Raw genomic sequence first — 23,178 nt, 5'->3', positions numbered from 1 at the left:
GTAGATGCCGGCCCGGAAGGTGAACGAGACGAGTGGCGCTCGCTCACGCGCGCGCCGACCTTCGTCATGGCCAGCACTGCATGCGGCTTCACGGTGAACGGCGGCACGGACATCTGGGCGTCCGCGATCTAGGTCATTGCGTTGACGTGGCGCTGGGACCACCCAAGTGCCCCAAGGCCCGGTCGACCGCGATCTCGATGACGACGCGTTCCGGATCCGGAGCCGGAGTCCGCCCGTACCGCTGTCCGTAGCGGGTAACGGCGTCGTCTACAGCGGCTGGATGCGTGCGGACTTCGGCTGTGCCCTCCAGCGTCGCCCAGCGCCCTCCGGCCACTTGGCAGACCGCGACGCGTGCTTGGCCCGGCAGCGCTGCCAGAAGATTGGCGACTTTCCTGCTCGATTTGCGAGTGATAACTCGTGCGATTCCGGTGCCGACGTCCACGGTGACGCCAACCGGCACTACGTGTGGGCGCCCATTCGGCCGAAGCGTTGTCAATGTGCACAGATGGTACTCGTTCCAGAACTCCAGGTACTTGTCGCCCTGGCGGGCTATCTCGTTGCACATGGCTGGGAAGAGTACTCGCGATTGCCGTGCAAGTCGGCTGAAAGTGGCTAGGGCCACACTTTCGCTATCGGTATGACGAAGGGGAGATTTCGGCAGTATGCGTGAAATTATCCCGCGTGCTCAATCCCCAAAAATCTCGGATTGGTAACGAAGTTAGAGGGCCTCATGATGGCTGGCGGGGTCGCGTCAAGATTGAAAATGCCCAGCTCAGGAGGTCGAGTCGCGTCGATATTCCCTGTTTTGGTGCAGTTCGCCGTGCAGGTGGAACTGAAGCCCGAGGGGCGACTTCCAGCCAGGTCCTGACAGAGGCTTCGCGTAGTGTCCGCCGAAGTTCCCGAAGCGTGCTGGGGTGCTTGGTCACTGGCCATTACTTATTCGCTCTTGCGACTTTGAAAGTCGGGGAGCGTCGAGAGCACGCCCCCGCGACCCGTGGGTCGGGTGTGTTCGCAAGATGGGTTGCTGTACGGCCTTCGACACCCGTGATCTCCTGCGGCGGCGTCATGTGATGGGGACTAAACCTGATTCGAAGCGATCACGGCCGTTGGCCGGCTTCGTCGAGGAGCCGTCACGGCTGATGCGAAGGGGAGTACTGATGGGGCTGGGAACAGGTGACCGAGATGCGGCTGAACCCGGGGTGCCTGTGCAGGGCGGAGTGAGCCGCTGGCGGTTGGGCCGCCGGCGTACCGCTCAGAAGCGGACGGTGGAGCGAGACCTGCACCGTCGGCTGCGGCGAGAGCTTCAGACGCTCGGCGTGCAACCACCGCTGGACGTGAAAGAACTGTGCCAGTTGGTCGGTGAGAGGCGTGGGCGCCCGATCGTCCTTCGACCTTTCCCGCTGGAGAAGCCGGGTCCTTCCGGGCTGTGTGTCGACACGCCCCAGATGGACCTCATCCTCTATCAGCAGGAGACGACCCACCTGCATCAGCAGCAGATCATCCTTCACGAGCTCTTCCACATCTTCGTAGCCGAGTGGGAGGAGACGGAGAAGAAGGAGGCGCCGGACGACTTCGTCGAGGGCTGGGCGACTCTGATCCCCGTACTCGACCCCAAGCTCATTCGTCGAGTCGCCCGCCGGTGCTCGTACGAGGACGGGGAGGAGTGCCAGGTCGAGCTCGCGGCCACGATCATCCTGGAATGGTCGTCGGTGCTCGATCACGTCACCCCGTTGTCCGAGGATCCCTCGGTCCGACGTGTTCAGGCGGCGTTGGGTGACCGGCGAGGGTGGCTCTGACCCGTGACCGGAGTGATCCTCCTAGGCCTTGCCGCAGCCGTCGTCTGGAAGCTTTATCAGTGGTCACGAGCGCCTTATGACGCACCGCTTCGTTCTGTCACGCTGTGCCTGCTCAGCGCCGCGTTGTCCTATCCGCTGGCCATGCCCGGCGGAGCCTCGGGCGTCGACACTGTGGCGGGACACGGGACCGCGAAGCTGATCCAGAACGTGCTGCTCCTGCTCACGGTCTACTTCCTCATGTGCTTCTACCTGTACTCGGCCGACGAACAGGCCGGGCGAGTCCGCGCCAGGCGGGAGGCACTCGTTGTGGCCGCCGTGGCGGTGGCGATCACGGTCGCCGCGGTGTCGGTCCCGCACAGCGTGTTCGCCGGTTCGTTCAGCACAGCGGACATGACCATCCCGCAGATCGCCTTCTTCTACGGCGGCGCCGGTCTGTACCTCATGTACGCCCTCGGTGTCGCCGGCCGGTGGACTCACCGCTATGCCCGCATGTCGGGGCGCCCGCACGCGACGGGCCTGTGGATGGCCGCCATCGGTCTCGGCGCGATGGCAGTGGCCTGCGCTGTCCGCGCGGTCTTCGTCGCCATTCGGTGGAGCGGTGGGACCGTGCCGGAGGCGCTCATGACGGCTGTCGCGTTCCTTCTCGTGGTGTCGATCCTGATGTTCGTCGTGGGCGTCACCTATCCGGGGGCCCGCGCGAGGATCACGGCCGTGCGGCTCTGGCTGCGACGTCGCCGTGACCACCGTCGGCTGGCTCCGCTGTGGCGACTGCTTGCCGAGGCCTATCCCGAGAACGTGCTGCGGCCCGCCTCCTCCGGGTTGTGGGACCGGTGGCGGGCGCGTGGCGTGCACCGCCGCTACCACCGACGGATAGTGGAGTGTCGTGACGGACTGGTTGATGTGAGCCCGCACCTGGCCGACGCGTCGGAGGGCGCCGCAGTGCTCGACCTGCCGCCCGCCGTGCTGGCGCACCGTCTCCGGCACGCCGTGGACACGATGGGGAAGGGCGCCTTGGAGCCACGTTCGGCGGTACCGATAGCCGTGCCCAAGGAGGACAACCGGGAAGCGGATGTACGTCAGTTGATCGCCGTGTCGGACGCGCTGCGGCTCTCTGCCTAGCCACTGAAGTCAAGGAGAAACCAGATGCTCATCACCGCCGGCCGAGTCCTCGTCGGCTCCGGGACGTACCTGGACGATGGCGCCGTCCTCATCAAGGGTGACTCGATCGCGGCGGTGGGGCCACGCGCGCAGATCACGAACCAGGCAGACCCAGACGCGGAGCACCTCGCGTTCCCCGCGGGAACGGTCGTGCCCGGCCTCATTGACGCGCACGTCCACCTGGCCTTCGATGGAGGTGCGGACCCCGTGGCCACGCTCCACGAGTCCAGCGACGAGATCCTGCTGGCGGACATGCGCCACCGTGCGGAGCAGCTCCTGCTCAGCGGTGTCACGACCGCCCGAGACCTGGGAGATCGCAACGGCCTCGCCCTGCGCCTGGACGAGGAGATCGCCCGTGGCAGCACGCCTGGGCCTCGCATCGTCTCGGCGGGGACGCCCGCGACTCCGCCCGGGGGACACTGCCACTTTCTCGGAGGCGAAGTCTCCGGCGTGGCCGAGGTCCGCGACCTCGTTCGGCGCAACGTCGCGGCGGGTGCCGGCGTGATCAAGGCGATGGTCACCGGAGGCGGCCTGACCAAGGACGGACCGAAGAGCTGGCGGAGCCAGTTCTCCCCGGAGGAACTCCAGGCCCTGGTGGACGAGGCTCACCAGGCCGGCCTGCCGGTGGCCGCCCACGCGCACGGGACGGACGGCATCACCGCTGCCGTGGAGGCGGGCGTGGACACGATCGAGCACTGCACGTGGATGACCGACGACGGCTTCGACCTGCGGCAGGACGTCTTGAAGCAGATCATCGACCGGGACATCGCAGTCTGCCCCGCCGTGAGCCCCCACTGGCAGATGCTTCCCCGCTTCTTCGGCGAGGAGCGTGCGGCGGCCATGTTCGATCTCGTACGGCAGATGGCGGAGGCCGGCGCCAAGCTCATCGCCGGCACCGACGCAGGAGTCCAGCGCGCTGGGTTCGACGGCTTGGTCCCGGCCCTTTCCTTCTACGCACACCTTGGCCTACCGAACAGCCGGATCCTCGACATGGCGACCATCGAGGCTGCCGACGCGCTCGGAGTGGGCGAAACGACGGGCCGGATCGCTCCGGGGTTCCGCGCGGACCTGCTCGTGATCGACGGAGACCCTCTGGCGGATCTCGGCGCGCTGAAGACCGTCCGAGGCGTGGTCGCTGCCGGTCGCCTCCACGAGTCGGCGTGAGGCCAGAACAGCGGTAGCCACGTTGCCTGCTCGCAGCCAGTGCGCTGCAGGCTGGCGCTACTCGTTCGCGTCCGTTTCCTTCTCCGCCAGTTCCGCCACCAGATCATTGATGAGTCCCATCGCCTTCGGCGACAGACCCTGAGCGCCCAGGCCACGGGCCCTTACGCGGCCCACGGCCCCCTGCTTCGCGGCGGCCAGCAGCTGGAGTCCCTCATAGACCTGAGCGGCCACGGCGTCGTCCGGCTTGAAGTACAGCCGCGAGACGCCGACGGTGTCGGCCAGCGCGTCCAGAACCTCAGGGGGAGCGGTTTCGGTGACGCCCGTACGGAGATCGCGGAAGTCCTTCTCGGTGAGGAGCTGCCCTCCGGCTGTGGCGTTCACCGCCTTCGCCATCTCCGCATCGGACGGCGGCCCTGGAGGGCTGGGGTACGAGCCGTCCAGCAGCAGCGTGATCTTCTCGGACAGCGATCCGGGAGGGGTGTCAGCGGCCGATGTCCTTTTCGTTCCCGTCGATGCGGGTGCATCGACGGGAACGCCTTGTGCGGTGGCGATCGACCGGGCTCCCGCTTGTCGTAGCTCGTCCTCGCTGACGCCGTACTTCACAGCCAGGGCCAGGACGTACTTCTCCTTGAGAGGCCGCTCTCCACGCTCGGCCGCCGCCACTGGCCCGGCGCTCTTGGTGCCGATGAACGCGGCCGTCTCGTACTGGTAGTAACCGGCATCGCACCGTAGATCCTTGAGATCGGGTGGCCCGGAGCGCGGGAACAGGTTGTCCACATCGCGCCCGATGGCGCGCGCCAGCGCCGGCAGCTTCTCGGGATCTGGTGTCTGCGCGCCGTTCTCCCAGCTCGCAACCGCCGAGTCGGACACGCCCAGCGCCTTGCCCACGGCGGCTTGGGAGATCTCGGCGGCCCGCCGCACCGTACGCAGACGGGTTCGGTCGAAGTGACGAGCAGGCATCTGACCTCGTTTTTTATGCAAGCTGGAAGTGATCCAGTGTGTTGACTTTTTCTGTAGGCGGGAATAGCTTCAGCTTAGCGAAGAACGGGCACGGTTGCATACCTGCTCGATCTTCGCGCTCGCTCTCCGCCAGGGCTCTCGGGCTCCGGGAGGGGGATGGGGGCGCGGCTGTGTCGTGCTGTGTACGAAGCGCTCCCAGAAGGCATTGATGCCCGGGGGTTCGTCTACCGGGGGTCGGGAAGTGTGCGGGTTCGGCCTCGGAGAGGCGCGAAGTCCGCACTGCGGTCACTCCTTTCTGGCAATTGCGGGTGGCTGTCACGTGAGGAGTTTCGTATGTCTCTGCTTCATCGAACCGCTTTGCTGTCGCGGTTCGGGCCGGAGGTACGCCATCGACAGAGACTCGCTCCTGCATCAGCCGGCCAAGCGCCTGATCCGCAAGCGATATATGTCGAGTTGGCGTCGAACCTGCTCATCACCCGCTGTCCGCTGGAGTGTTGACCGCCGTCTGCATATGTTGCTGCTCCCTCGGCGGAACCGCCGAACCCGAACCTCTCAAGGGAGAGACGCAAAACCACATCCAACGTCAAGTCCGCGGTTTCCAAGGGGAAATGACACGGCGCCCAGGAGTTAGCAGCTCCCGGGCGCCAAGCCCGCCACCCCTGAGGGTGCGGATTCATAACCGGGGCGAGTCGGCTGGCCTTTTCGACGAGAACGGCCGTCTCACCCCACCTACGAGTGAGGAATTCTCGCATGCCCGCGTCCCGAAGCGGAAGGGCACTCGCTGCCCAGCCCGCCAAGGCCGTTATGCCCGCTGACGGTGCCCGCCAGGACCGCCTGGCCGCCCTCCTGGCGGACATGGTGCCCGGCGCCCGCATCATCCGCGTCTCGCAGCACCAGCCCAGCCAGACCTGGCCGAGCCCCTACACCCGCGCCTACGACGAGCGGGGACAGCCGATACCTCTCAACCGGACCCAGCGTGGGGCCGCCGCGCGCTGGGTGATCAGTACCTTCCCCGAGGCGAACTGGGACGAGGCGCACGACCTCGACCTCGCCACTGGGATCCTGCGTCCCACTGTCGGAGCCTGCGCTTCTTCGGACGGGAGCCGCTGACCCGTGGCCCGGATCCGAACGATCAAGCCCGAAGCCTTCGCGTCCGAGTCGCTCGCCGCTGTCTCCCTCGCCGCGGAGCGGACCTTCTTCGGCCTCCTCACCCAGGCCGACGACCACGGTCGCTTCCGCGACCAGCCCGCCGTGATCACCGGACTGCTGTGGTCACTGCGCCCAGAGCACGGCCCGGTGGACGTCGAGGACGACCTGACCCAACTTGCCGCCGCCCACCTGATCTGCCGCTACGAGGGCGACGACGGCAAGCAGTACCTGCACATCGTCACCTGGCGCCAGCACCAGAAGATCAACCGGCCCAGCGGCGTTCGCTTCCCCGCCTGCCCGCACCACGACGCCGAGCAGCCCGCGCCGGACGCACCGAGAACTCACGGAGACGGCACTGAGTCCTCCGTGATGGCTCACGGAGGACTCAGTGAAGCCGCACGTACCTCGCGCGATCTCATCGCCCCCGACAAAACCGCAGCTCAGACCGCATTCCGTGACTCCTCACGGAGCACTCACGGAGGACTCAGTGAGCCCTCGCTGAGCCCTCACTGCCCGGATCTAGGACCTAGGAACTTGGATCTAGGAACTACTGCTCCTTCGGGGAGCGCATGCGCCCCCGCACTGGAGACCGTCTCGACCCAGCAGCTCATGGCCGAGTACGCGGCTGCCTGTGCCCACCGCCCGCCCAGCGGCGTGCTCGGTCACCTCGGGCGGGAGACCGCCAAGCTCCTCGCGGAGGGCATCGATCCGGACCACATCCGGGCCGGGCTGGCCCGCCACCGGGCCAAGGGGCTGCACCCGAGCACCCTGCCGAGCCTGGTCCACGAGGCCATGAACGCCGTCCCCGCCGGTTTGGTGCGGACGGAATCCCGGCCTAACGTGCCCGGTCACCGGGCCTGGGCCAACCCCGCCGACCCTGCCGCCGCCTACGCCGAGGAGCTGTGATGCGCGATCGTGACGCCCAGCCCATCGGCGGCATCGCCCGCCGCCTGGCCGCCATCCTGACCGCCCGCGGCATCGATCCGGCCGCTCCAATCACCGACCCCGTCGAGCCGATCCCCGCCCTTCAGGCGGCACAGGCCCGCATCCCGGCCCGCTACCAGGCCGCCGTCGCCGACCACCCGGCGGTCACCGCCTGGGTCCGCGCGATCGCCGAGGCCGGCCGTCCCGGACCCGAGGGAGCTCCGGGGATCGCGCAGGGCCGCTCGCTGCTGATCGTCGGCACCACCGGCACCGGCAAGACACACCAGGCGTACGGCGCGATCCGCTCGCTGCTCATCGCCGGGGTCCGGCTGCGCTGGAAGGCGACCACGGCCGCCGACCTTTACGCCGAACTGCGACCCCGCCCCGGGCACGACGGCGAGCGGGAGCTGATGGACCTCGCCCGCTGCCCGCTGCTGATCATCGACGACCTCGGCGCGGCCAAGAACAGCGAGTGGACCGAGGAGATCACGATGCGGCTGATCAACCGCCGCTACAACGAGATGCTCCCGACCCTCATCACCACCAACCTCGGCATGGTCGACCTGCGTCAGCACATCGGCGACCGGGTCGCCTCCAGGCTGACCGAGATGAGCGACAAGGTCATCCTCGACGGCCCCGACCGCAGACGAGCCCTCGCAGCCGAGCGGCGCCGCATCGCCGCCGCCTGATCCCCGCCGCGACCGGCTGCCGCCGCCTCCGCCACCTTCACGCACCAACCCCTGGGACGCGCCTGCCCAAAACGCGCCCGGGGCGACCGGAGACACTCACATGCACAGCACCGAGAACCAGACCCCGCGCACCCTCGGCGACCTCACCTGGCACGACAGCGCTGCCTGCCGCTCGACGACCCACCACCAGGTCGATCCGGAGATCTTCTTCCCCGAGCCGGACGAGATGGACCGCATCCGCGCTGCCAAGGCCCTGTGCGCGCAGTGCCCTGTCCGCGCCACCTGCCTCGACGCGGCCCTTGAAAACGGCGACCGCGACGGCATCCGGGGCGGCATGACCGAAGAGGAACGCGACCCCCTGCACCGCAAGCTCCATCGCCGCTTCGACTACGCCCGCGTGAACGAGGTGTTGGCTGGCCGCGACATCCACCTCACCCAAGCCGAGCGCGACGCCGTCGTGATAGCCGCCTACCACGCCGAGGTGCCGGCCGAGCGGCTCGCCTGGCTGCTCAAGGTCAGCGAGGAGCACGCCGAGAAGCTCTACCGCAACATCCGCCGGGAGATCCGCAACCGCGCCGTCGACCAGAAGAAGAAGGCGAACACGGGGAAGAAGAAGCCCAAGAGCCCCACCAAGGCACTCAAGACACCCGCAGCCGAGACCCCCGCACGCGACAACCTCGGGACGGCCGCGTGAGCCACAGCGCACCGACACCGGCTCAGATCACTGGTTGGGACCGAGCCGCGATCGTCGCGCTCGGCGGTGCAGGGTGCGCGCTCTCGTACGACGCCTTGCAGCAGATGGCCACCGCCATCCACGTCCGCGGACCCCTCACGTTCCTCTTCCCCCTGGTGATCGACGGCTTCATCGCCTACGGAGTACGCGCCCTCCTGGTCTTGCGCACCGCTTCCTTCGCGGCCCGCCTGTACGTGTGGACGCTCTTCGGCACCGCGACGGCCGCCAGCATCTGGGCCAACGCCCTGCACGCCGTACGCCTCAACCAGCAGCACCCCGGAGGCGGCGGACTGCGGCTCGGCGACGTCACCGTCGGCGCCCTGTCCACCCTGGCCCCGCTCGCCCTGGCCGGAGCCGTCCACCTGTACATCCTCATCGCCCGCCGGGTCACCGAGGCCGGTCACCACGGACACCCGGACACCTTCACCGTCCGCACTGACCGGATCGCTGCTGACCGGCCGGACACCCCGCTCGCGGCGGACGGACACCGGTCGGACCCGGCCACCTCCGGACACTCGGCCACGCTCACCCGGCCGGAGAACGGCCGTCCGGCGGTCACCTCCGGCCCGAACGTGCCGCGAACGGCTGACCGGGAGGAGCCGTCCGGACACCCGGCGAGCGCTCCGGAGGCGGAGCTGGCGAACGGCGGTGACGCCGCTGACCTGGGCGGACAGCCGGTCAGCAGACCTGCCCCGGTCACCCGCCTGCGGCTCGCCGCCTCCTCGGTCACCGGGCCGGAGACCGGACCGGACACCGCTTCGGAGGGCTCGGACAACGGCGGCCCGGACACCGCCGCATCGGCGGACACCCTCCTGCCGATCGCCCGTCAGGCGGTCGCCGACGCGGGCAAGGTCACCCGCGAGGTCGTCGCCGACGCCATCCGCGGACAGGGTAAAACGCTGGCCAATGACCGGCTGACCGCCCTGATGCAACAACTCCGCGCCGAGACCGGCCAAAAGTCGGCCACCAAGACCGGCTGACCGACCGGCCGGACAAGCGGGCGGCCAACGGCCGCAACAGGGCCGCCCGCCCGCACCCCACCAACTCCCCTCCACGCACCGGAGACACCACGATGCGCACCACCCCGGCAACCCACGCCGAAGCCGACGCCTGGATCACCGTGCTCCTGCGATACGGCCACCTGCACCGCGCCGAACCCGGCGCGGACGGCACCTGGACCGTCCAGCGAACCCCCGCCAGTACGCCCCGCACCCTGCACCATCCGGTCCTCGCCCTCGACTTCGTCGCCGAGGTCCTCCGCGGCATGCGCCCTACGAAGGCCCAGACGCCCCGATGACGCCCTCCGAATCGCCCGAAACAACCTCTGACCTGCGGCAAGACGACTGCCCGGCACGAAGCCGAGCAAGCTGTACCTTCCGAAACTCCTCCGCAGCCACGGGCTGCGGAGGAGTTTCGGAAGGGCTTACCCCCGCCCCAGGAGCGGCGGGGGAGGCCCGGCACCAGGGGGTGCCGGGCTCGGAGGCTGCGACCGAGGGCGGATCGCAGCCAGGAGGGGCACCGAACTCGCCCGCTGCACCGCGTACGCGCCCTCGCCTGCGCCAGCGTGTGCACCGTGACCAAGTCCGCAGCGTCCGGCTGACCTCCGACGAACTCGTGCTGGTGAAGCGCGCGGCGGAAGCCGTCGGTCTGAAGACCGCCGGGTTTCTTGCCGACGCGGCGGTCGCGGTCGCCCAGGCTCAAGGAGGCCCCCAGCCTTGGCTGTTGGACCAGCGTGGTCGGGTCGAAGAACTGATGGCCGCCAGCGCACAGCTCGCCCGTGTCGGCGGCAACCTCAACCAGGTGGCCCGCATCCTCAACTCCGGCGGTCAGGTGGAGTACGTGGACGCCGCGGTCGCCCGTGTCCTGCGGGTTGCGGACCGGGTCGAGGCCGCCGCGACCGAGATCGCGCGGCGCTGACGGTGGTCCCCGACATCTCCACCGGCAGCCGCACGTACGGGCTCCTCAACTACCTCTACGGCCCCGGCCGCCGTGAAGAACACACCGATCCGCACCTCGTCGCAGCCTGGATGCCCGAACTCGCCCCCGACCCCGGACGCGACCCGTCCGCCACGCTCAAGCAACTCACCGACCGACTCGATCTCCCCGTCCTCGCCCTTCTGAAGGACCGGCGACCGGCCCGGCACGTCTGGCACTGCCCCGTCCGCACCGCCCCCGGCGACCGCAACCTCACCGACGCCGAATGGGCCGAAGTCGCCCGCCGCATCGTCCACGCCACCGGCATCGCCGAATACGGCGACGACAAGGCCTGCCGGTGGATCGCCGTACGCCACGCCGACGACCACATCCACCTCGTCGCCACCCTCAAGCGCGAAGACGGACGCAGCCCCCGCCGCCACGAGGACGGCATCCGCGCCCAGGCCGAATGCCGCAAGATCGAGAAGGAGTTCGGCCTGCAGATCCTCAACGGCGGCGACCGCACCGCCGCCCAGCGCCCCACCAGCGCCGAACGCTCCAAAGCCGAACGAACCGGCCGGACCGAGACACCCCGCGAGACTCTGCGGGAGAGCGTCCGCCACGCCCTGGCCGGAGCCGCCAGCGAGGAGGAGTTCTTCCACCGTCTCGCCGAGGCCGGCCTGCGGGTCGAACGGCGCATCGCCCCGTCCGGCGACACCCTGGGATACAAGGTCGCCCTCCCCGGCGACCGCAACCGCGACGGCGAACCCATCTGGTTCTCCGGCTCCAAACTCGCCCCGGACCTCTCCCTCCCCAGGATCCGCCGGCGCCTCGACGCCGGACGCCCCGACGGCGAACCCGTCACCGACCACGGTGACGAACGAGCACTTCCCCCGGCCCGCGCCCGGCGCCAGGCAGTCCCGGCCGCCGAACGAGCGGCATCGATCCTCCACGAGGACGACGACGGACACTCTGCCGCCCAACTCGTCGGTGTCGGTGAACTCCTCGACGCCATCGCCCAGACCGCCCCGGCCTCCACCCGCAAGGAACTCGTCGTGGCCGCCCGCGCCTACGAACGCGCCACCCGCTCCCACATCCGCGCCGAACGCGCCGACAACCGAGCCATCCGCTCCGCCGCCCGCAGCATCATCCGCGCCGGCAACGCCCTCGGCAAGGGCGAAGACGGTGGCGCCACCGCGATGGTCCTGTCCACGATGGTCCTCGTCACCATCGCCGCCGCGCGCTGGCACTCCGCCCGCGGCCACGCCCAGCAGGCAGCCGCCGCCCAACGAGCCGCACAACACCTGCGCACTGCCTACCGATCGGCCGCTGCTGCCCCCATGAACACGATGCGCGAGCACGGCCGACGCCTCCCCAAACCCGTACGAGAGCGGTACGCCGGCACTCTCGAAACCGCCCTGCCCGACCAGGCCGGCGCGATACGTCACGAACCCGGCTGGGACGCCCTCGCCGCCACCCTGGACCAGGCCGAGCGCGCAGGACACGACCCCGACGCCCTGCTCCAACAAGCCGTCGAATGGCGCGAACTGGAAACCGCCGACAGCGTCACCGACGTCCTGGTCTGGCGACTACGACGCATCGCCAACCTGCCCGCCACCATGGCGCAACCGCGCGCACGCACGGACACGCGGGCGGCGCAATCGCGCTCTCACCCGGCTCCGCCACCGGTACCCGAGGCGCCGGCCGTGACCTACCGCGCGGACCCCCACCCCCGAGGACCAAGGCGCTGAGCAGCGCAAAGAGCTGGACATCGACGGCCGACGCCTGTTAGGGCTGGTTGATATGGAGAAGGAGACAATGCAGATACTCGACGAAGGCCTCCCCCCTCAGAGAACCGTTCTGCCGGAGACGGCCCTCGGCGACGACCCCCTGCGGCGCCTCCAGGAGGAGATGCAACTCGGCGACGGCAGCATCGGTCTTCGTGCCACCACCCACCCCGAGGAAATCGTGATCACCGGGATCCCGGTGATGTGCCCGCGGTGCGGCGCCCGGCGCGACTGGATGGTCATCTGCGACCGCAACGAGGTCAGTATCCGCTGCCGCTGCGCACACCAGTGGGTCGAGCGTGAACTGACCCGCGCGGACTACGAGGCGATGATCGACGTCGGCGGCCAGGACTACCCGAGCCTGGAGGCCGCGGCCCAGGCCACGGGCTACGACGGCACGCTCGCCGGCATCTATCTGACCGAGCCCAGGCCCGAATAGGTCCCGTGGGAAAGCACCGTGGACGACGTCCGGTGGTACATGCACCAGGCTCATGAGGCTCCCGGTGAACGACCAGGTCTCGCTTCTGCTCGCACCTCAAGTAGGCCTGGACCTAGGAAGAATGGGGAGATGGACGTTGGACTCGCCGCTCTGCTCGGTGCCGCCGTAGGCTCACTCGCCGCCCTCGGCTCCGCGATGGTCGCCGGACGCGCGGCGGCGCGCTCGCAGTTCGTCCAGTGGCGTCGGCAGCACCGCCGGGACGCCTACGCGAACTACCTGGGCGCGGTGTACGACCGCGACGTCGCTCTGCACGCCGTGCGCGACGCGCTGCGGGCGGACCGACCGGACCTGCGGGACGTCGACCAGAAGATGGAACGCTTCGTCTCCCGGGCCCGCGACGTCCACCGGGCAGCCGAACTCGTCATCCTGGAGGGGCCGCCTTCCGTGGTGGAGGCGCTCTCCGCCGTGGTCCGCGCGGCCGCCGACCTCGCCGAGGTCGTGCGGCGGATGGTGCGTGACGCTCACGCGGAAGACACCTCCCGCAAAGCCGAGGACACGGCGCTCGCCGCTGAGCCGGAGCACTTGCTCTACCAGGCGGTGAAGGGTGCGATGGCCCAACGCCACAAGGGCTGCCCCCAATCGTGGGGCAGCCCTCGGAAGTTCACGGCGAACGGGTCGTCAGCGGCTCGCCAGGTGGTTGGCGAGGTGCAGCGCGTCGGTGGCGACGGACAGCGCGGTGTGAAGCCCAATGGCCTCGTGAAGAGTGGGGTGCACGACCGTGGTCCAGTCGCCATGGAGGTCCGGCCAGCTGGCGAGGAGGACCTCCGCCGAGGCCAGACGGAGGCGAGCGGTCACATCCATTCCGCCTCCGAGCCCGGGCTCCCAGCTGAGCACGATGGAGCCGGGATGAAGACGCTCGGGCTTCAGGTTGCTTATCCACACCGTGTGGATCGGCTGGGCGGGATGAGGCGGCACGCAGCGGAGGAGAGCGCCGCGCACCGACGGTGGCATGGGGTGATGGACCAGGTCACTGAGGAGGTGGTGCCAGGAGTCGGAGGAGTTGATCGGCGGCGCAGTGGGCTGTGTCCGCGGGTGGCACGTCATACATCGGCCCAGTCCAGCTGGTTGCGGACGGTGGGCGGCAGTACGCCCTCCTGGCCGTTTTCAGCGATGTAGACAGCTCCGGTCGCCCCGGTGATCTCCATGGTGCGGCCGATGCGGTGGGCGTAGGGCCAGTCGGGATTGATGGCGAGGTACACGGGCAGGTCGGGGTCGAAGGACTGGAGCTGGTGAACCAGTTGGCCAACGGTGATCTCGGAGGGCATGACGGTCTCCTTGGCGATGAGCGTGCGGAGCGGGTGTTACACGCAGGTGCAGTAGCGGGTGGGGAAGTTGATCAGAGCGGCGAGGAATCCGGCGACGGCCTGTGCCGGGGTATCCGGTCCGAAGGTCTGGCGCCAGGCCCTGGGCCCGCTGTTGTCCGTGACGTGGATGTGCCACAGCTCGCCGCGTGCTGCCTCCCGGCTTTCGGGGAGGAAGCCCACGTACACGCGTCGGTCGGGGCTGGAGCAGTGGACGTTGCAGTCCAGGTCGGCGACGACGTCCCATCCCTGGGCCTTGAGAAGGTCGGTCACGGTTCGGGCGCAGTGGCATTCGAGGAGCCACTCACGCTCGCCGAGGGCGGGTGGAGGAAGCTCTGCGAGAGGCCGGAACATGGTTGTGGTGGTGAGCGTCACGAACAGAGAACCCTTCGTTGACCTGCGGTTTTTCCGGGCTCCCGTACGTTGCCATGGTCTTGGGCGGTGTCTCCAGTCGTTGCCCGCGGTGTGCGTCTGCCATGGGCGAACTGGCCCCGGATGCGGCGACTGATGTCCGTGCAACGCGGAATGAAACGGTCGTCCCCTCAGCTGGTGCGGGAGCGGCCATTTGCGTGGCTGGATGGAGAGAAGGGGAGGAGCGGGCTTGAGTAGCGAGGAGATTTGTCGGCGGCGGGTGAACCGTGGTTCTGGATCACTTTCAGTGCCGGAGCCACGGAGGGTCACCACAAGCGCGATCATGAACGGTCGTGGGTGATGTACTCCTCCGGGACCTGTGGTTCCACAAGGCCGAAGGCGTCCTGATCGAAGGCGTCGTAGTTGAGGACGAGTTGGTGATCGTACGGGCCACCGTGTCAGCTGAGGGGGCTCCATGTCCCGCCTGCGGAACACTCTCGATTCGGGTGCACAGCCGGTATGTACGCCGACTCGCCGACACCGCGGTCGGCGGGCGTCCAGTCGTGATCGAGTTACAGGTACGGCGGTTCCGCTGCCGCGAAAGTACCTGCGCGCAGGCGACGTTTGCTGAGCAGGTCGACGGGCTGACCTTCCGCCACGGGCGACGCAGTGCTGGACTGCAGACGGTCCTGCAGCAGCTGGCGGTGATGCTGGCCGGCCGTGCTGGCGCCCGCCTGGCCCACGCGCTCGCCGTGCGGGCAAGTCGGTCAACACTCCTCCGGCTGATACGCCGCCTGCCGGAGCCTTCGCCGCCCACGCCACGCGTGCTCGGGGTGGACGAATTCGCGCTGCGCAAGGGACACAACTACGGCACGATCCTGATCGACATCGAGACGCGCTGCCCGGTCGATCTGTTACCCGACCGGACCACAGGGACGGTGGCCAAGTGGCTTGCCGACCACCCCGGCATCGAGGTGATCTGCCGCGATCGCTCCACCGCCTATGCCGAGGCCGGACGGCTCGGGGCCCCTGACGCCATTCATGTCGCGGACCGCTGGCACCTCTGGAAGAACCTGGCCGAGGCCGTCGAGAAGACCGTCGTCCGCCACCGCGTCCTGCTCCGCGAGCCGGACCAGAAAGCCACGGCCACGGCCCCATCGATGGACATATCGGCGCTGGAAGAGAAGCCGACGGCCCACCCGCGCACTTCAGGGCGCCTGTCCGAGCGGGTGCGGCGGCAGCACGCCACCGTTCACCAACTGCTCGCTCAGGGAATGGCGTTGCGGGCCATCGCCCGTGAGCTCGGACTGAGCCGGACCACGGTTCGCCGTCTCGCCCATGCGGCCACCCCAGACGAACTGCTGGTCGGTCAGTGGACTGGCCGCACCAGCATCCTGGACCCCTACAAGCCTTATCTACACCAGCGGTGGGCCGAGGGACGCACGAATGCCGCCTACCTTTTCGGTGAACTCCAACAGCGCGGCTACCGCGGCGGCGTCACCATCGTCCGCGAATACGTCCGGCGGCTCCGAGAGGTCCTCCCGCACAACGACCCGCCCCGCAAGGATCCGTCCGTGCGCGATGTGACCGGCTGGATTACCCGCCGCCCCGAGGATCTCAATGATGACCAAGCCGAGCGGCTCAAGAAGATCCTCGCCCGCTGTCCGGAGCTGGACCGAACTGCCGAACACGTCCGGGCATTCGCCGAGTTGATGAATAGCCGCCGGGGCCGGGACCTCGGCCAGTGGATCGAGCGCGTCCAGGCCGACGACCTGCCCGTCCTCCACGGCTTCGTCAACGGACTCGGCCAGGACCTCGACGCGGTAGTCGCCGGGCTCAGCCTGCGCTACAGCTCCGGCGCCGTCGAGGGTCACAACAACAAGATCATTCTGTGGAATCAGAATTGTCAAGGTTGCTGTGCTTTGCCCTGGCGGACGTCGACGATCGGCAGCAGAGTTGTGTTCGCCGGGAGATCGAGTTGGCGAGGTGTCGGCCCGGCGGGGGTGGGGGTGTCGGCGAGTCGGTCCAGGAGGCGGTCGAGGGCCGCCTGCCCATCGTCGACGGCCGCTTGCTCGTCCTCGGTCAGCGGGATCGATGCTCGCATCTTCAGCAAATTGCCTTTGGCTTCCAGGAGTTGGGCCTTGCTGGAGTCCTTCGGGGTGTAGAAGTCGCAGCGTGCGCAAGCCATGCGGTGTTGGCACTGCTCGAAGAATGTGTAGGTGCAGTAGCCGTGGCCGAGGTCGTAGTGCTGCCAGGGTTCGCCCGCTGCGGCGGCGCCGGAGGCGACTGCGTCGCGGTCGACGAGGACCTCGATGGTGCGGACGTTGCGGGAGAAGTATCCGGCATCGTCGTAGGCCCGGGTCAGCGTCGTGGGACTGATCTTCGCGTAGAACTGCGTGGACTGCGGTGAGCGATGTCCGAGCCAAGCTTGCAGCTCGAACAGTGTCATCGGCTCCTTGGCGTTGTAGAGCTGGCTGGCAATCGTGGAGCGGGCCCGGTGGCTGGTTATGTTCCCGCGGACATCGGCGGCGGGGACGCCGGCCTTGCGACAGAGCATCGGGATCACGGTGTTGTTGATATAGACGGAGGACACCTTCCGGGCCCGGAACGCGAACAGCGGGTCCACGAGTTCGCCGGTGCGGCGGTCGGTGAACTTCGGCTGGACGGGACGGATGGACTGCCAGGCATCGAGGGCCTGGCCCAGGATCGGGTCGACCGGTTTGGTGAAGGCGGTGCCGGTCTTGTGGGTCGGCACGTCCAGCAGGCAGACCGCGTCGCGGGCGAGGACCTGCTGCGAGTCGCCCGTGATCACCGAGCCGTCGTGCTCCCAGCGGATGCAGCCGATCCGCAGCCGGGCTATCTCATCGCTCCTCTGCCCGGAGAACAGCCAGGTCAGCGTGACCGCGCGGACGAGTTCCAGCGGGTAGAAGTTCCCGGCCTGGGTCTGCGGAAGGTCGTCGTCGGTGAGGTTCAGCCCGGCCCACATCAGCTTCGCCCAGATGCCGTCCGCGATCACACGGGGGTCCGGACCGAGCAAGGCTGCGATGCTGCGCGGGGTGCCAAGCGCCCGCTGCGGATCGAAGCGCCGAGGTATCCACTCCCACTCCTGACAGTCGCGGAAGAACGTTCGCACCGCGCTGAGCTGGGTCGCCTTCGTAGGCGCTTCGAGCGGCTTGCCGATACGGTCCTTCAGACCGGCCGTGCGTTGGACGTAGTCGCCGACCTTCATTCTGTCGAGCGCGGCGACCCAGGTCGCGCAAGTCCGCCTCGACCACTTCGCCGGGTCCGCGGCCTCGGAATGCTCGGCCTCCAGCCACCGTCCGACCTTGAGCAAGGTGGAACGGACCGTGCCGCGGACCCGGGGCGTGAGCGTGGAGGTGTCGTACCAACGCTCCACCCATGCCGCCCAGACCGGGGAGCCTCCGCTCGCCCGCGCCGAGTGACGGCCCGTCATCCGCTGCGGCGGCTCGCAGAAGCCGAGCTCGGCGACGGCCCGCTGCATGGCATGCAGCGTGTTGCCCCGCGCCGCGGGCAGTAGGCGCTCGGCGCGGATCTGCTCGAACAGGTCGGTGGTCAAGTCCTCCAGGTGCGGGCTGCGGTTGAGGAGCAGAACCTGGCAGACCACCATCGGCAGCAGCTGGTCGTCCTCGCGGCCGAGCTGATAGCCCCAGCCGGCGAGGACCGTGCGGATCCGCCGGATCTCGCCGTCCACGCGGTCGCGGCCGAAGACGCGCCAGGCCAGAGCGAGACGGCCGAAGCTGCCCAGCTTGTAGAAGTCGGCGAAACCGCCGAGCAAGAAGGCATGCGCGGCCAGTTGGGGACGGGCCGCCTCCTCAGCCCAGGCGGGAACGCTCGCGCGGAAGCTCGGCAGATCGCTCCCGAGCAGACGGGCCCACTCCTCGCCGCTCCAGACCCAGTAGGAGCGGCCGGTCTCCGCGCACCGCAGCAGGATCACCGCGGCGGCATCCAGCCTTCCCCGGCGGCGGTGCGAGGTGGCCGGCTCGTGCGACGCGGCGGCAACGTCGTCCAGCGGCCGCAGCAGCCGCCGGATCGCGCGCCAGCCGGGGGCGTTAGGATCGTGACGGGCCATCCGGCGCAGGTTGACCAGGCCCAGCTCCGCGATGGCCCGCTTCTCCTCCGTCCGCAACACGGCCGCGATGTCGTAGCGACTCGGGTCGATCGGCCATATCCAGCGATTGGACGGGTCCGAGACCACCGAGGCTGAGATGAGCGAGGTCACCGGCTCTCCTCCCCGGCAGCGCCGTCCTTGGTGAGGGCCTGGATGCGCCAGGCGTGCATGTGCTCCATGCCGCGAGCGAGCTTGTCGGCCAACTCCCGGCCGGACAAATGGATGTACTGCAGTGTGGAGTCGGTGTGCCGGTGTCCGGCAAACGCGGCGATCGCGTGCACTTCCCAGCCCATCCGGGCAAGGTCTGTCAGACACAGGTGCCGCGTGGTGTGCGTGGAGAACCGCTCGACCTCGGAGGTCAGCGCGATCTTTCGGACCACCTTCGACCATGTCCACAGACTCAGCGGCTGAGCATGATTGCGGCGCGACTCCGACAGGAAGAGCGACCCGCGGGCCCGGCTGATCGTCCCTCGGTGAGCGAGGTAGGCCGACAGCAGCACCCCGGTCGACGCCGAGTAGGGCACCACCCGCTCCAGCCGGTTCTTCGTCGTCTCCGCCCGTATCCGCAGCGTGCGATGGGCCGGATCCACGTCGTCGGTCCGTAGCGAGCACAACTCCTCGCGCCGCAGGGCGGCGTCGTAGGCCAGGGCGAGCATCACGCGGTTGCGTACCGGCTCTCGCCGAGCCACCTCCAGGATCCGCAGCCACTGCTGCTCGCTGGGAATCCACGGCAGCTTCGTCAGCCGCGGCACCAAGCCTCGCTGCTGACCGCCGTTCCGTCGACCTGGGGTGTACCGACCGCGACCGACAGGGTTGGACTCCCGCAGCCCCTCTTCCATGAGGAAGTCGTAGAACAGACGGACTGGCACCAGGCGCTGCTGGATCGTCGCGTTCGCCAGCCCTGCACCCGAGTCAATGGAGATCACATTCGCACCCCGCCGGTGCGGCCGGGTGGTCAACTCCCGTACGTAGACGGCGACATGGGCGCGGTTCGCCGAAACCGGGTCGACGTCCTCCCGTTCACACATCAAGAGGTACTCGGCCAGTCCCCGGCCGTAGGCGTCGATCGTGCGTGGTGCACGTCCGAGATCCGTCCAGACCGTCAGCCAGGCCGCCGCCTGTTCATGCCGGCTGAGCACCGGCCACTTCTCCGTGAGTACCGTCGTGCCGCTCAAGCCATCTCCCAAGTCCGTGGTCACCGGGGAGACATGATCACCCCGGCAGATTCCACGTAACTTTTAAGATGCTGAAGCGGCAGATGTTCGGCCGCGCCAACTTCGACCTGCTCCGCAAGCGGGTCCTCCTCGCCGGGCGAGGCCGTTCATGATCGCGCTTGTGGTGACCCTCCGTGGCTCCGGCACTGAAAGTGATCCAGAACCTGAACCGTGACCCAGTTTGGGCGGGTAAAAAGTGACCCAGGTGTCTTCTGTTGCGTGTGTTCAGTCGTCTTGGTTGTCGGTGGGGATGCGTCCGAGTTCACGGCCGCGCATGCGATACGAGTCGCCTTTGAACGAGTGGACCTCGGCGTGGTGGACGAGGCGGTCGATCATCGCGGCGGCGACGGTCTCGTCGCCGAAGACCTCTCCCCAGCGTCCGAAGGGTTTGTTGCTGGTGACGATCACGGACGCGCGTTCGTATCTGTTCGAGATGAGCTGGAAGAACAGGTTCGCGGCCTCGGCCTCGAACGGGATGTAGCCAACCTCATCGACCACGAGGAGCGGGTAGCGGCCGAGGCGGGTGAGTTCGTCGGCGAGGCGGCCGGTGGCATGGGCGGCGGCGAGGCGGTCGACCCACTCGGAGGCGGTCGCGAACGCGACGCGGTGTCCGGCCTGGCAGGCGCGGACCGCGAGCCCGATCGCCAGGTGTGTTTTTCCCGTGCCCGGCGGACCCAGAAAAACGGCGTTCTCCTTTCCCGCGATGAAGTCCAACGTGCCCAGATGCGCGAGCTGTTGGCGCGTTATGCCGCGCAGATGGGTGACGTCGAGTTCCTCGATCGTCTTGATGGCGGGGAAGCGGGCGGCGCGGACGCGGGCCTCGCCGCCGTGCGACTCGCGGGCCGAGACCTCGCGCTGAAGGCAGGCGACGAGGTATTCGGCGTGCGTCCAGGACTCCTTGCGGGCTCGCTCGGTGAGCCGCTCCGCGGCGTCCAGCATGGCTGGGGCCTTCATCGCGCGGGCAAGGAAGGCCAGGTCGGAGGAGGTTTGCCGGCCCGTGCGGCGGCCGGAGGCCGCCGTGGTCGTCTTGACGGCCGTGGAGGATTCCCCGGCGATTGCCGGCTCGTCCCCGCAGACCTCGTCACCGGCGGCTGTCGGGGTGCGGGGCATTCAGCTCGCCTCCTGGTTGTTGCCGCCGTCGATGACGGTGAACAGCCGGTCGTAGCTGCCCAGTTCACGCTGTTCGACTTCGACCAGCGGGCCGGACGAAGCAGCTGGCCGCCCTGGCGGGCGGGCGGCCTGCTGACGGTGCGCTTCCTGACGCATCCGGGTGCTGACGGCAGCATGTTCGGGGTCGGTGAGGGTCTGGTGTTTCGCCCAGCAGCGGGGGTGCTGGGCGACGATCTCCCCGCCGGTGGCCAGGACGAGGACCTGGTCGTTGTCGCAGAGCACGGTCACCGTCTTCCCGATCGCGGCGGGGTCGACGGAGTAGTCGTTGGTGTCGATGCGGACGTAGTGGTCGCGGCCGAGCCGGATGGAGAAGCGCCACCAGGACGGCGGGTCGACCGGTGGCAGCGCGATCATTCCGGCCTTGTCGGCCTCCCACCGCTCGACGGGACGGGCCTGCAGAGCGCGGTGCCGGCGCCGGTTGGCGATCTTCAGCCACTCGTCCAGCTGGGTGTTGAAGTCGTTGGGGCCGGCGAAGTGACGGCCCGGCAGGAAGCTCGTCTCCAGGTAACCGTTCGCGCGCTCGACCAGCCCTTTCGTTTCCGGATCGCGGGGACGGCAGAGGAAGATCTTGGTGGAGAGCAGGCCCGCGAACGCGGCGAACTCGCCGGTCACCTTGCCGCGGCCGATGCCGGACTCGTTGTCCCAGACGAGCATCCTGGGGACGGCGCCCCAGGCGGACAGCAGCCGCCAGTGCCCATCGATCAGGTCCCCGGTCCGCCGCGAGGGCAGCATCCGCGCGGTGATCATCCGCGAGTAGCCGGAGACCATCACCAGCACCGGCGGCTGTCCGGTCTGCCCATAGCCGAGCGGGATCTCCGCGTCGGGGAACCACAGGTCGCACTGGGCCAGCTCGCCCGGCCGATACGTCGTCCGCGACACCGGATCCACCGGAACATAGGCCGGCCGCAGCTCACGGACCCGCTCCTTGAGGACCGTCATCCCACGTTCCCAGCCGATCCGCTCGGCGATCACCGTGGCCGGCATCGTCGGCGTCTCCCGCAGCAGCTCGCGGATCTGCACCTCGACCGCGTCCACGACCGAGCCCTTGGCCGGTCTCTCGTACTTCGGCGGCCGGTCGTGCGCCAGCGCCCGCTTCACCGTGTTCTTCGAGATGCCCAGATGACGAGCGATTGCCCGGATCGGCATCTGCTCGGCCCGGTGCAACCGGCGGATCTCTGCCCAGTCCTCCACAAGGATCACCTCTTCCTCCTGACCTTGATCAACAAGGCCAGAGTCAGACGAAGATCACCAAGAGGGTCAGATTTGATACGCCGTCAGAGGGTCAGCGTTCGGCCGACGCCGACAAGATTCGCGAGCACGACGAGGCTGTCGACGACGTCGAGGCGGCGTCGTTGGGCCGGTCCCGGTTGGCTGATGGGCGGCGGGTCGAGCTGAGCGTCGAGGAACTGGTACGGCTGGTGAACGCCGAGGCCGACGGACCGCTCTGAGCGCGCGGAGGTTCGGGCCCCTGGTCCGCTCGAACGCACGATTCGCACATCTCCTGCGAGCCTTGCCGGACCCGCTATCGGGCGATGCACTTGGCTTGTACGAAGGCGGGAGATCTGATGACCAAGGAAGAGCGCCACGCGATCCTCACCCCGGCAGAGGTCGCAGATGCCCGTGCCCAGGCCGACCGTGCGATCCGCACCGTGGGCATTCCCCCTGAGATGATTGCCCAGCTCAGACCTATCCTCGCCCCGCCGCTGAACGCCTCGCGGCAGAGCGAATCGAGCGTGAGTGGGCGGCCAGAGCAGGGGACACGGCATGATGATTCGCGAACACCTCACCGAGCCCAGTCGTACGGACCGAGCGCAGGCCAATGACGCCTGAGGAACGGGAGGCGCACATCCGCAACCTCGTGGACAACGCGCCGTTGCCACCCCCAGAGGACATCGCCCGGCTGCGCGCCCTGCTCCGGCTGTGGGAGCGGCCCCTCACCGAGCGAACTGCTCATGCGCAGGTCACCGCGAGTGATGTCGCCGACGGCCGCTCGAAGTCCAGTAACGGCCCGACTCTCGATGAGATTCGCTCCTGGCCCGCTACGGTGAGCGTCCCCAAGGCCGCGACCGCGCTCGGCGTCTCAAGTAGCCACCTTCACGCACTGATCAAACGGGGGGGGAGTCGCCGGTCAAGCTTCTGCCCCTCGGAGGCCGTCACCGCGTGATCACTGCTTCGCTGGTGTGTTTGCTCGAAGGAGCCTGACTGGGAGACGAACGTGCGTCGCATGTGGTGGCCGAACT

Annotated in this window: 23 protein-coding genes and 1 pseudogene; 13 read left to right on the top strand and 11 right to left on the bottom strand. The window is 68.6% G+C overall.

The window, feature by feature from the left end:
- Window positions 1-133: 133 nt before the first annotated feature.
- Window positions 134-565: a pyridoxamine 5'-phosphate oxidase family protein gene (locus MQP27_RS05905; RefSeq protein ID WP_242761924.1), complete on the bottom strand. Its 432-nt coding sequence runs from the start codon at window positions 563-565 to the stop codon at window positions 134-136.
- A gap of 880 nt (window positions 566-1,445) precedes the next feature.
- Between MQP27_RS05905 and MQP27_RS05900 the strand changes: the two genes are divergently transcribed.
- From MQP27_RS05900 to MQP27_RS05890, 3 genes are read left to right on the top strand one after another with little or no spacing between them, the layout of a single operon-like run.
- The gene (locus MQP27_RS05900; RefSeq protein WP_242761921.1) at window positions 1,446-1,796 is read left to right on the top strand and encodes a hypothetical protein; all 351 of its coding nucleotides are present in this window, start codon (window positions 1,446-1,448) and stop codon (window positions 1,794-1,796) included.
- Window positions 1,797-1,799: 3 nt separating this feature from the next.
- On the top strand, window positions 1,800-2,915 hold the full coding sequence (locus MQP27_RS05895) for an MAB_1171c family putative transporter (protein WP_242761920.1): 1,116 nt from the start codon (window positions 1,800-1,802) through the stop codon (window positions 2,913-2,915).
- A 24-nt stretch (window positions 2,916-2,939) separates the two neighbouring features.
- Window positions 2,940-4,118, top strand: a complete 1,179-nt coding sequence (locus MQP27_RS05890) for an amidohydrolase family protein (RefSeq protein ID WP_242761919.1) — start codon at window positions 2,940-2,942, stop codon at window positions 4,116-4,118.
- A 57-nt stretch (window positions 4,119-4,175) separates the two neighbouring features.
- On the opposite strand, the gene MQP27_RS05885 is transcribed toward MQP27_RS05890, so the two are convergent.
- Window positions 4,176-5,078 (bottom strand): helix-turn-helix transcriptional regulator, encoded by a 903-nt coding sequence (locus MQP27_RS05885; RefSeq protein WP_242761918.1) that lies wholly within the window; start codon window positions 5,076-5,078, stop codon window positions 4,176-4,178.
- A gap of 750 nt (window positions 5,079-5,828) precedes the next feature.
- Here MQP27_RS05885 and MQP27_RS05880 point away from each other — a divergent pair.
- The 9 genes from MQP27_RS05880 to MQP27_RS05840 all read left to right on the top strand — a co-directional run bounded on the left by MQP27_RS05880 (window position 5,829) and on the right by MQP27_RS05840 (window position 12,713).
- Entirely contained in the window at window positions 5,829-6,188 is a 360-nt protein-coding gene (locus tag MQP27_RS05880; protein WP_242761917.1) for a hypothetical protein, read from the top strand.
- Window positions 6,189-6,191: 3 nt separating this feature from the next.
- Window positions 6,192-7,133: a hypothetical protein gene (locus MQP27_RS05875; RefSeq protein ID WP_242761915.1), complete on the top strand. Its 942-nt coding sequence runs from the start codon at window positions 6,192-6,194 to the stop codon at window positions 7,131-7,133.
- Window positions 7,133-7,840 (top strand): ATP-binding protein, encoded by a 708-nt coding sequence (locus tag MQP27_RS05870; RefSeq protein WP_242761913.1) that lies wholly within the window; start codon window positions 7,133-7,135, stop codon window positions 7,838-7,840. The genes MQP27_RS05875 and MQP27_RS05870 overlap by 1 nt, the downstream gene beginning before the upstream one ends.
- A 100-nt stretch (window positions 7,841-7,940) precedes the next feature.
- The gene (locus MQP27_RS05865) at window positions 7,941-8,534 is read left to right on the top strand and encodes a WhiB family transcriptional regulator (protein ID WP_242761912.1); all 594 of its coding nucleotides are present in this window, start codon (window positions 7,941-7,943) and stop codon (window positions 8,532-8,534) included.
- Window positions 8,531-9,553, top strand: a complete 1,023-nt coding sequence (locus MQP27_RS05860) for a DUF2637 domain-containing protein (RefSeq protein ID WP_242761911.1) — start codon at window positions 8,531-8,533, stop codon at window positions 9,551-9,553. The genes MQP27_RS05865 and MQP27_RS05860 overlap by 4 nt, the downstream gene beginning before the upstream one ends.
- Window positions 9,554-9,645: 92 nt before the next feature.
- The gene (locus tag MQP27_RS05855; protein ID WP_242761910.1) at window positions 9,646-9,870 is read left to right on the top strand and encodes a hypothetical protein; all 225 of its coding nucleotides are present in this window, start codon (window positions 9,646-9,648) and stop codon (window positions 9,868-9,870) included.
- Between the two features lie 269 nt (window positions 9,871-10,139).
- Window positions 10,140-10,490 (top strand): plasmid mobilization protein, encoded by a 351-nt coding sequence (locus tag MQP27_RS05850; protein WP_242761909.1) that lies wholly within the window; start codon window positions 10,140-10,142, stop codon window positions 10,488-10,490.
- Between the two features lie 2 nt (window positions 10,491-10,492).
- On the top strand, window positions 10,493-12,238 hold the full coding sequence (locus MQP27_RS05845) for a relaxase/mobilization nuclease domain-containing protein (protein WP_242761908.1): 1,746 nt from the start codon (window positions 10,493-10,495) through the stop codon (window positions 12,236-12,238).
- A gap of 67 nt (window positions 12,239-12,305) precedes the next feature.
- The gene (locus MQP27_RS05840; RefSeq protein ID WP_242761906.1) at window positions 12,306-12,713 is read left to right on the top strand and encodes a hypothetical protein; all 408 of its coding nucleotides are present in this window, start codon (window positions 12,306-12,308) and stop codon (window positions 12,711-12,713) included.
- Between the two features lie 171 nt (window positions 12,714-12,884).
- On the opposite strand, the gene MQP27_RS05835 is transcribed toward MQP27_RS05840, so the two are convergent.
- From MQP27_RS05835 to MQP27_RS05820, 4 genes are all read right to left on the bottom strand, one after another.
- Complete coding sequence (locus MQP27_RS05835; protein WP_242761905.1) at window positions 12,885-13,238, bottom strand: hypothetical protein; 354 nt, start codon at window positions 13,236-13,238, stop codon at window positions 12,885-12,887.
- Between the two features lie 153 nt (window positions 13,239-13,391).
- Window positions 13,392-13,568, bottom strand: coding sequence for a hypothetical protein (locus tag MQP27_RS05830; RefSeq protein WP_242761903.1), 177 nt, complete (start codon window positions 13,566-13,568; stop codon window positions 13,392-13,394).
- Between the two features lie 245 nt (window positions 13,569-13,813).
- Complete coding sequence (locus tag MQP27_RS05825) at window positions 13,814-14,038, bottom strand: hypothetical protein (RefSeq protein ID WP_242761901.1); 225 nt, start codon at window positions 14,036-14,038, stop codon at window positions 13,814-13,816.
- Between the two features lie 36 nt (window positions 14,039-14,074).
- The gene (locus tag MQP27_RS05820; RefSeq protein WP_242761900.1) at window positions 14,075-14,347 is read right to left on the bottom strand and encodes an SPDY domain-containing protein; all 273 of its coding nucleotides are present in this window, start codon (window positions 14,345-14,347) and stop codon (window positions 14,075-14,077) included.
- 431 nt (window positions 14,348-14,778) lie between these two features.
- On the opposite strand from MQP27_RS05820, the gene MQP27_RS05815 reads away from it, so the two are divergent.
- Window positions 14,779-16,590 (top strand): ISL3 family transposase, encoded by a 1,812-nt coding sequence (locus tag MQP27_RS05815; protein WP_443735747.1) that lies wholly within the window; start codon window positions 14,779-14,781, stop codon window positions 16,588-16,590.
- 224 nt (window positions 16,591-16,814) lie between these two features.
- Here MQP27_RS05815 and MQP27_RS51885 read toward each other — a convergent pair.
- The 5 genes and pseudogenes from MQP27_RS51885 to MQP27_RS05790 all read right to left on the bottom strand — a co-directional run.
- Window positions 16,815-17,411, bottom strand: a pseudogene (locus MQP27_RS51885) (tyrosine-type recombinase/integrase); the annotation flags it as partial.
- A gap of 1,250 nt (window positions 17,412-18,661) precedes the next feature.
- Window positions 18,662-19,729, bottom strand: a complete 1,068-nt coding sequence (locus MQP27_RS05805; RefSeq protein WP_242761891.1) for a tyrosine-type recombinase/integrase — start codon at window positions 19,727-19,729, stop codon at window positions 18,662-18,664.
- 264 nt (window positions 19,730-19,993) lie between these two features.
- Window positions 19,994-20,878: an IS21-like element helper ATPase IstB gene (gene istB / locus MQP27_RS05800; protein ID WP_242761889.1), complete on the bottom strand. Its 885-nt coding sequence runs from the start codon at window positions 20,876-20,878 to the stop codon at window positions 19,994-19,996.
- Window positions 20,879-22,138 (bottom strand): IS21 family transposase, encoded by a 1,260-nt coding sequence (gene istA, locus MQP27_RS05795; RefSeq protein ID WP_242761887.1) that lies wholly within the window; start codon window positions 22,136-22,138, stop codon window positions 20,879-20,881. It abuts the gene before it with no gap.
- Window positions 22,139-22,212: 74 nt separating this feature from the next.
- Window positions 22,213-22,425: a hypothetical protein gene (locus tag MQP27_RS05790; protein ID WP_242761885.1), complete on the bottom strand. Its 213-nt coding sequence runs from the start codon at window positions 22,423-22,425 to the stop codon at window positions 22,213-22,215.
- Window positions 22,426-23,178 lie beyond the last annotated feature (753 nt).

The organism is Streptomyces cylindrosporus (genome assembly GCF_022698165.1).
GTDB classification, from domain to species: domain Bacteria; phylum Actinomycetota; class Actinomycetes; order Streptomycetales; family Streptomycetaceae; genus Streptomyces; species Streptomyces cylindrosporus.
This window is presented reverse-complemented; position numbering and strand designations above follow the sequence as displayed.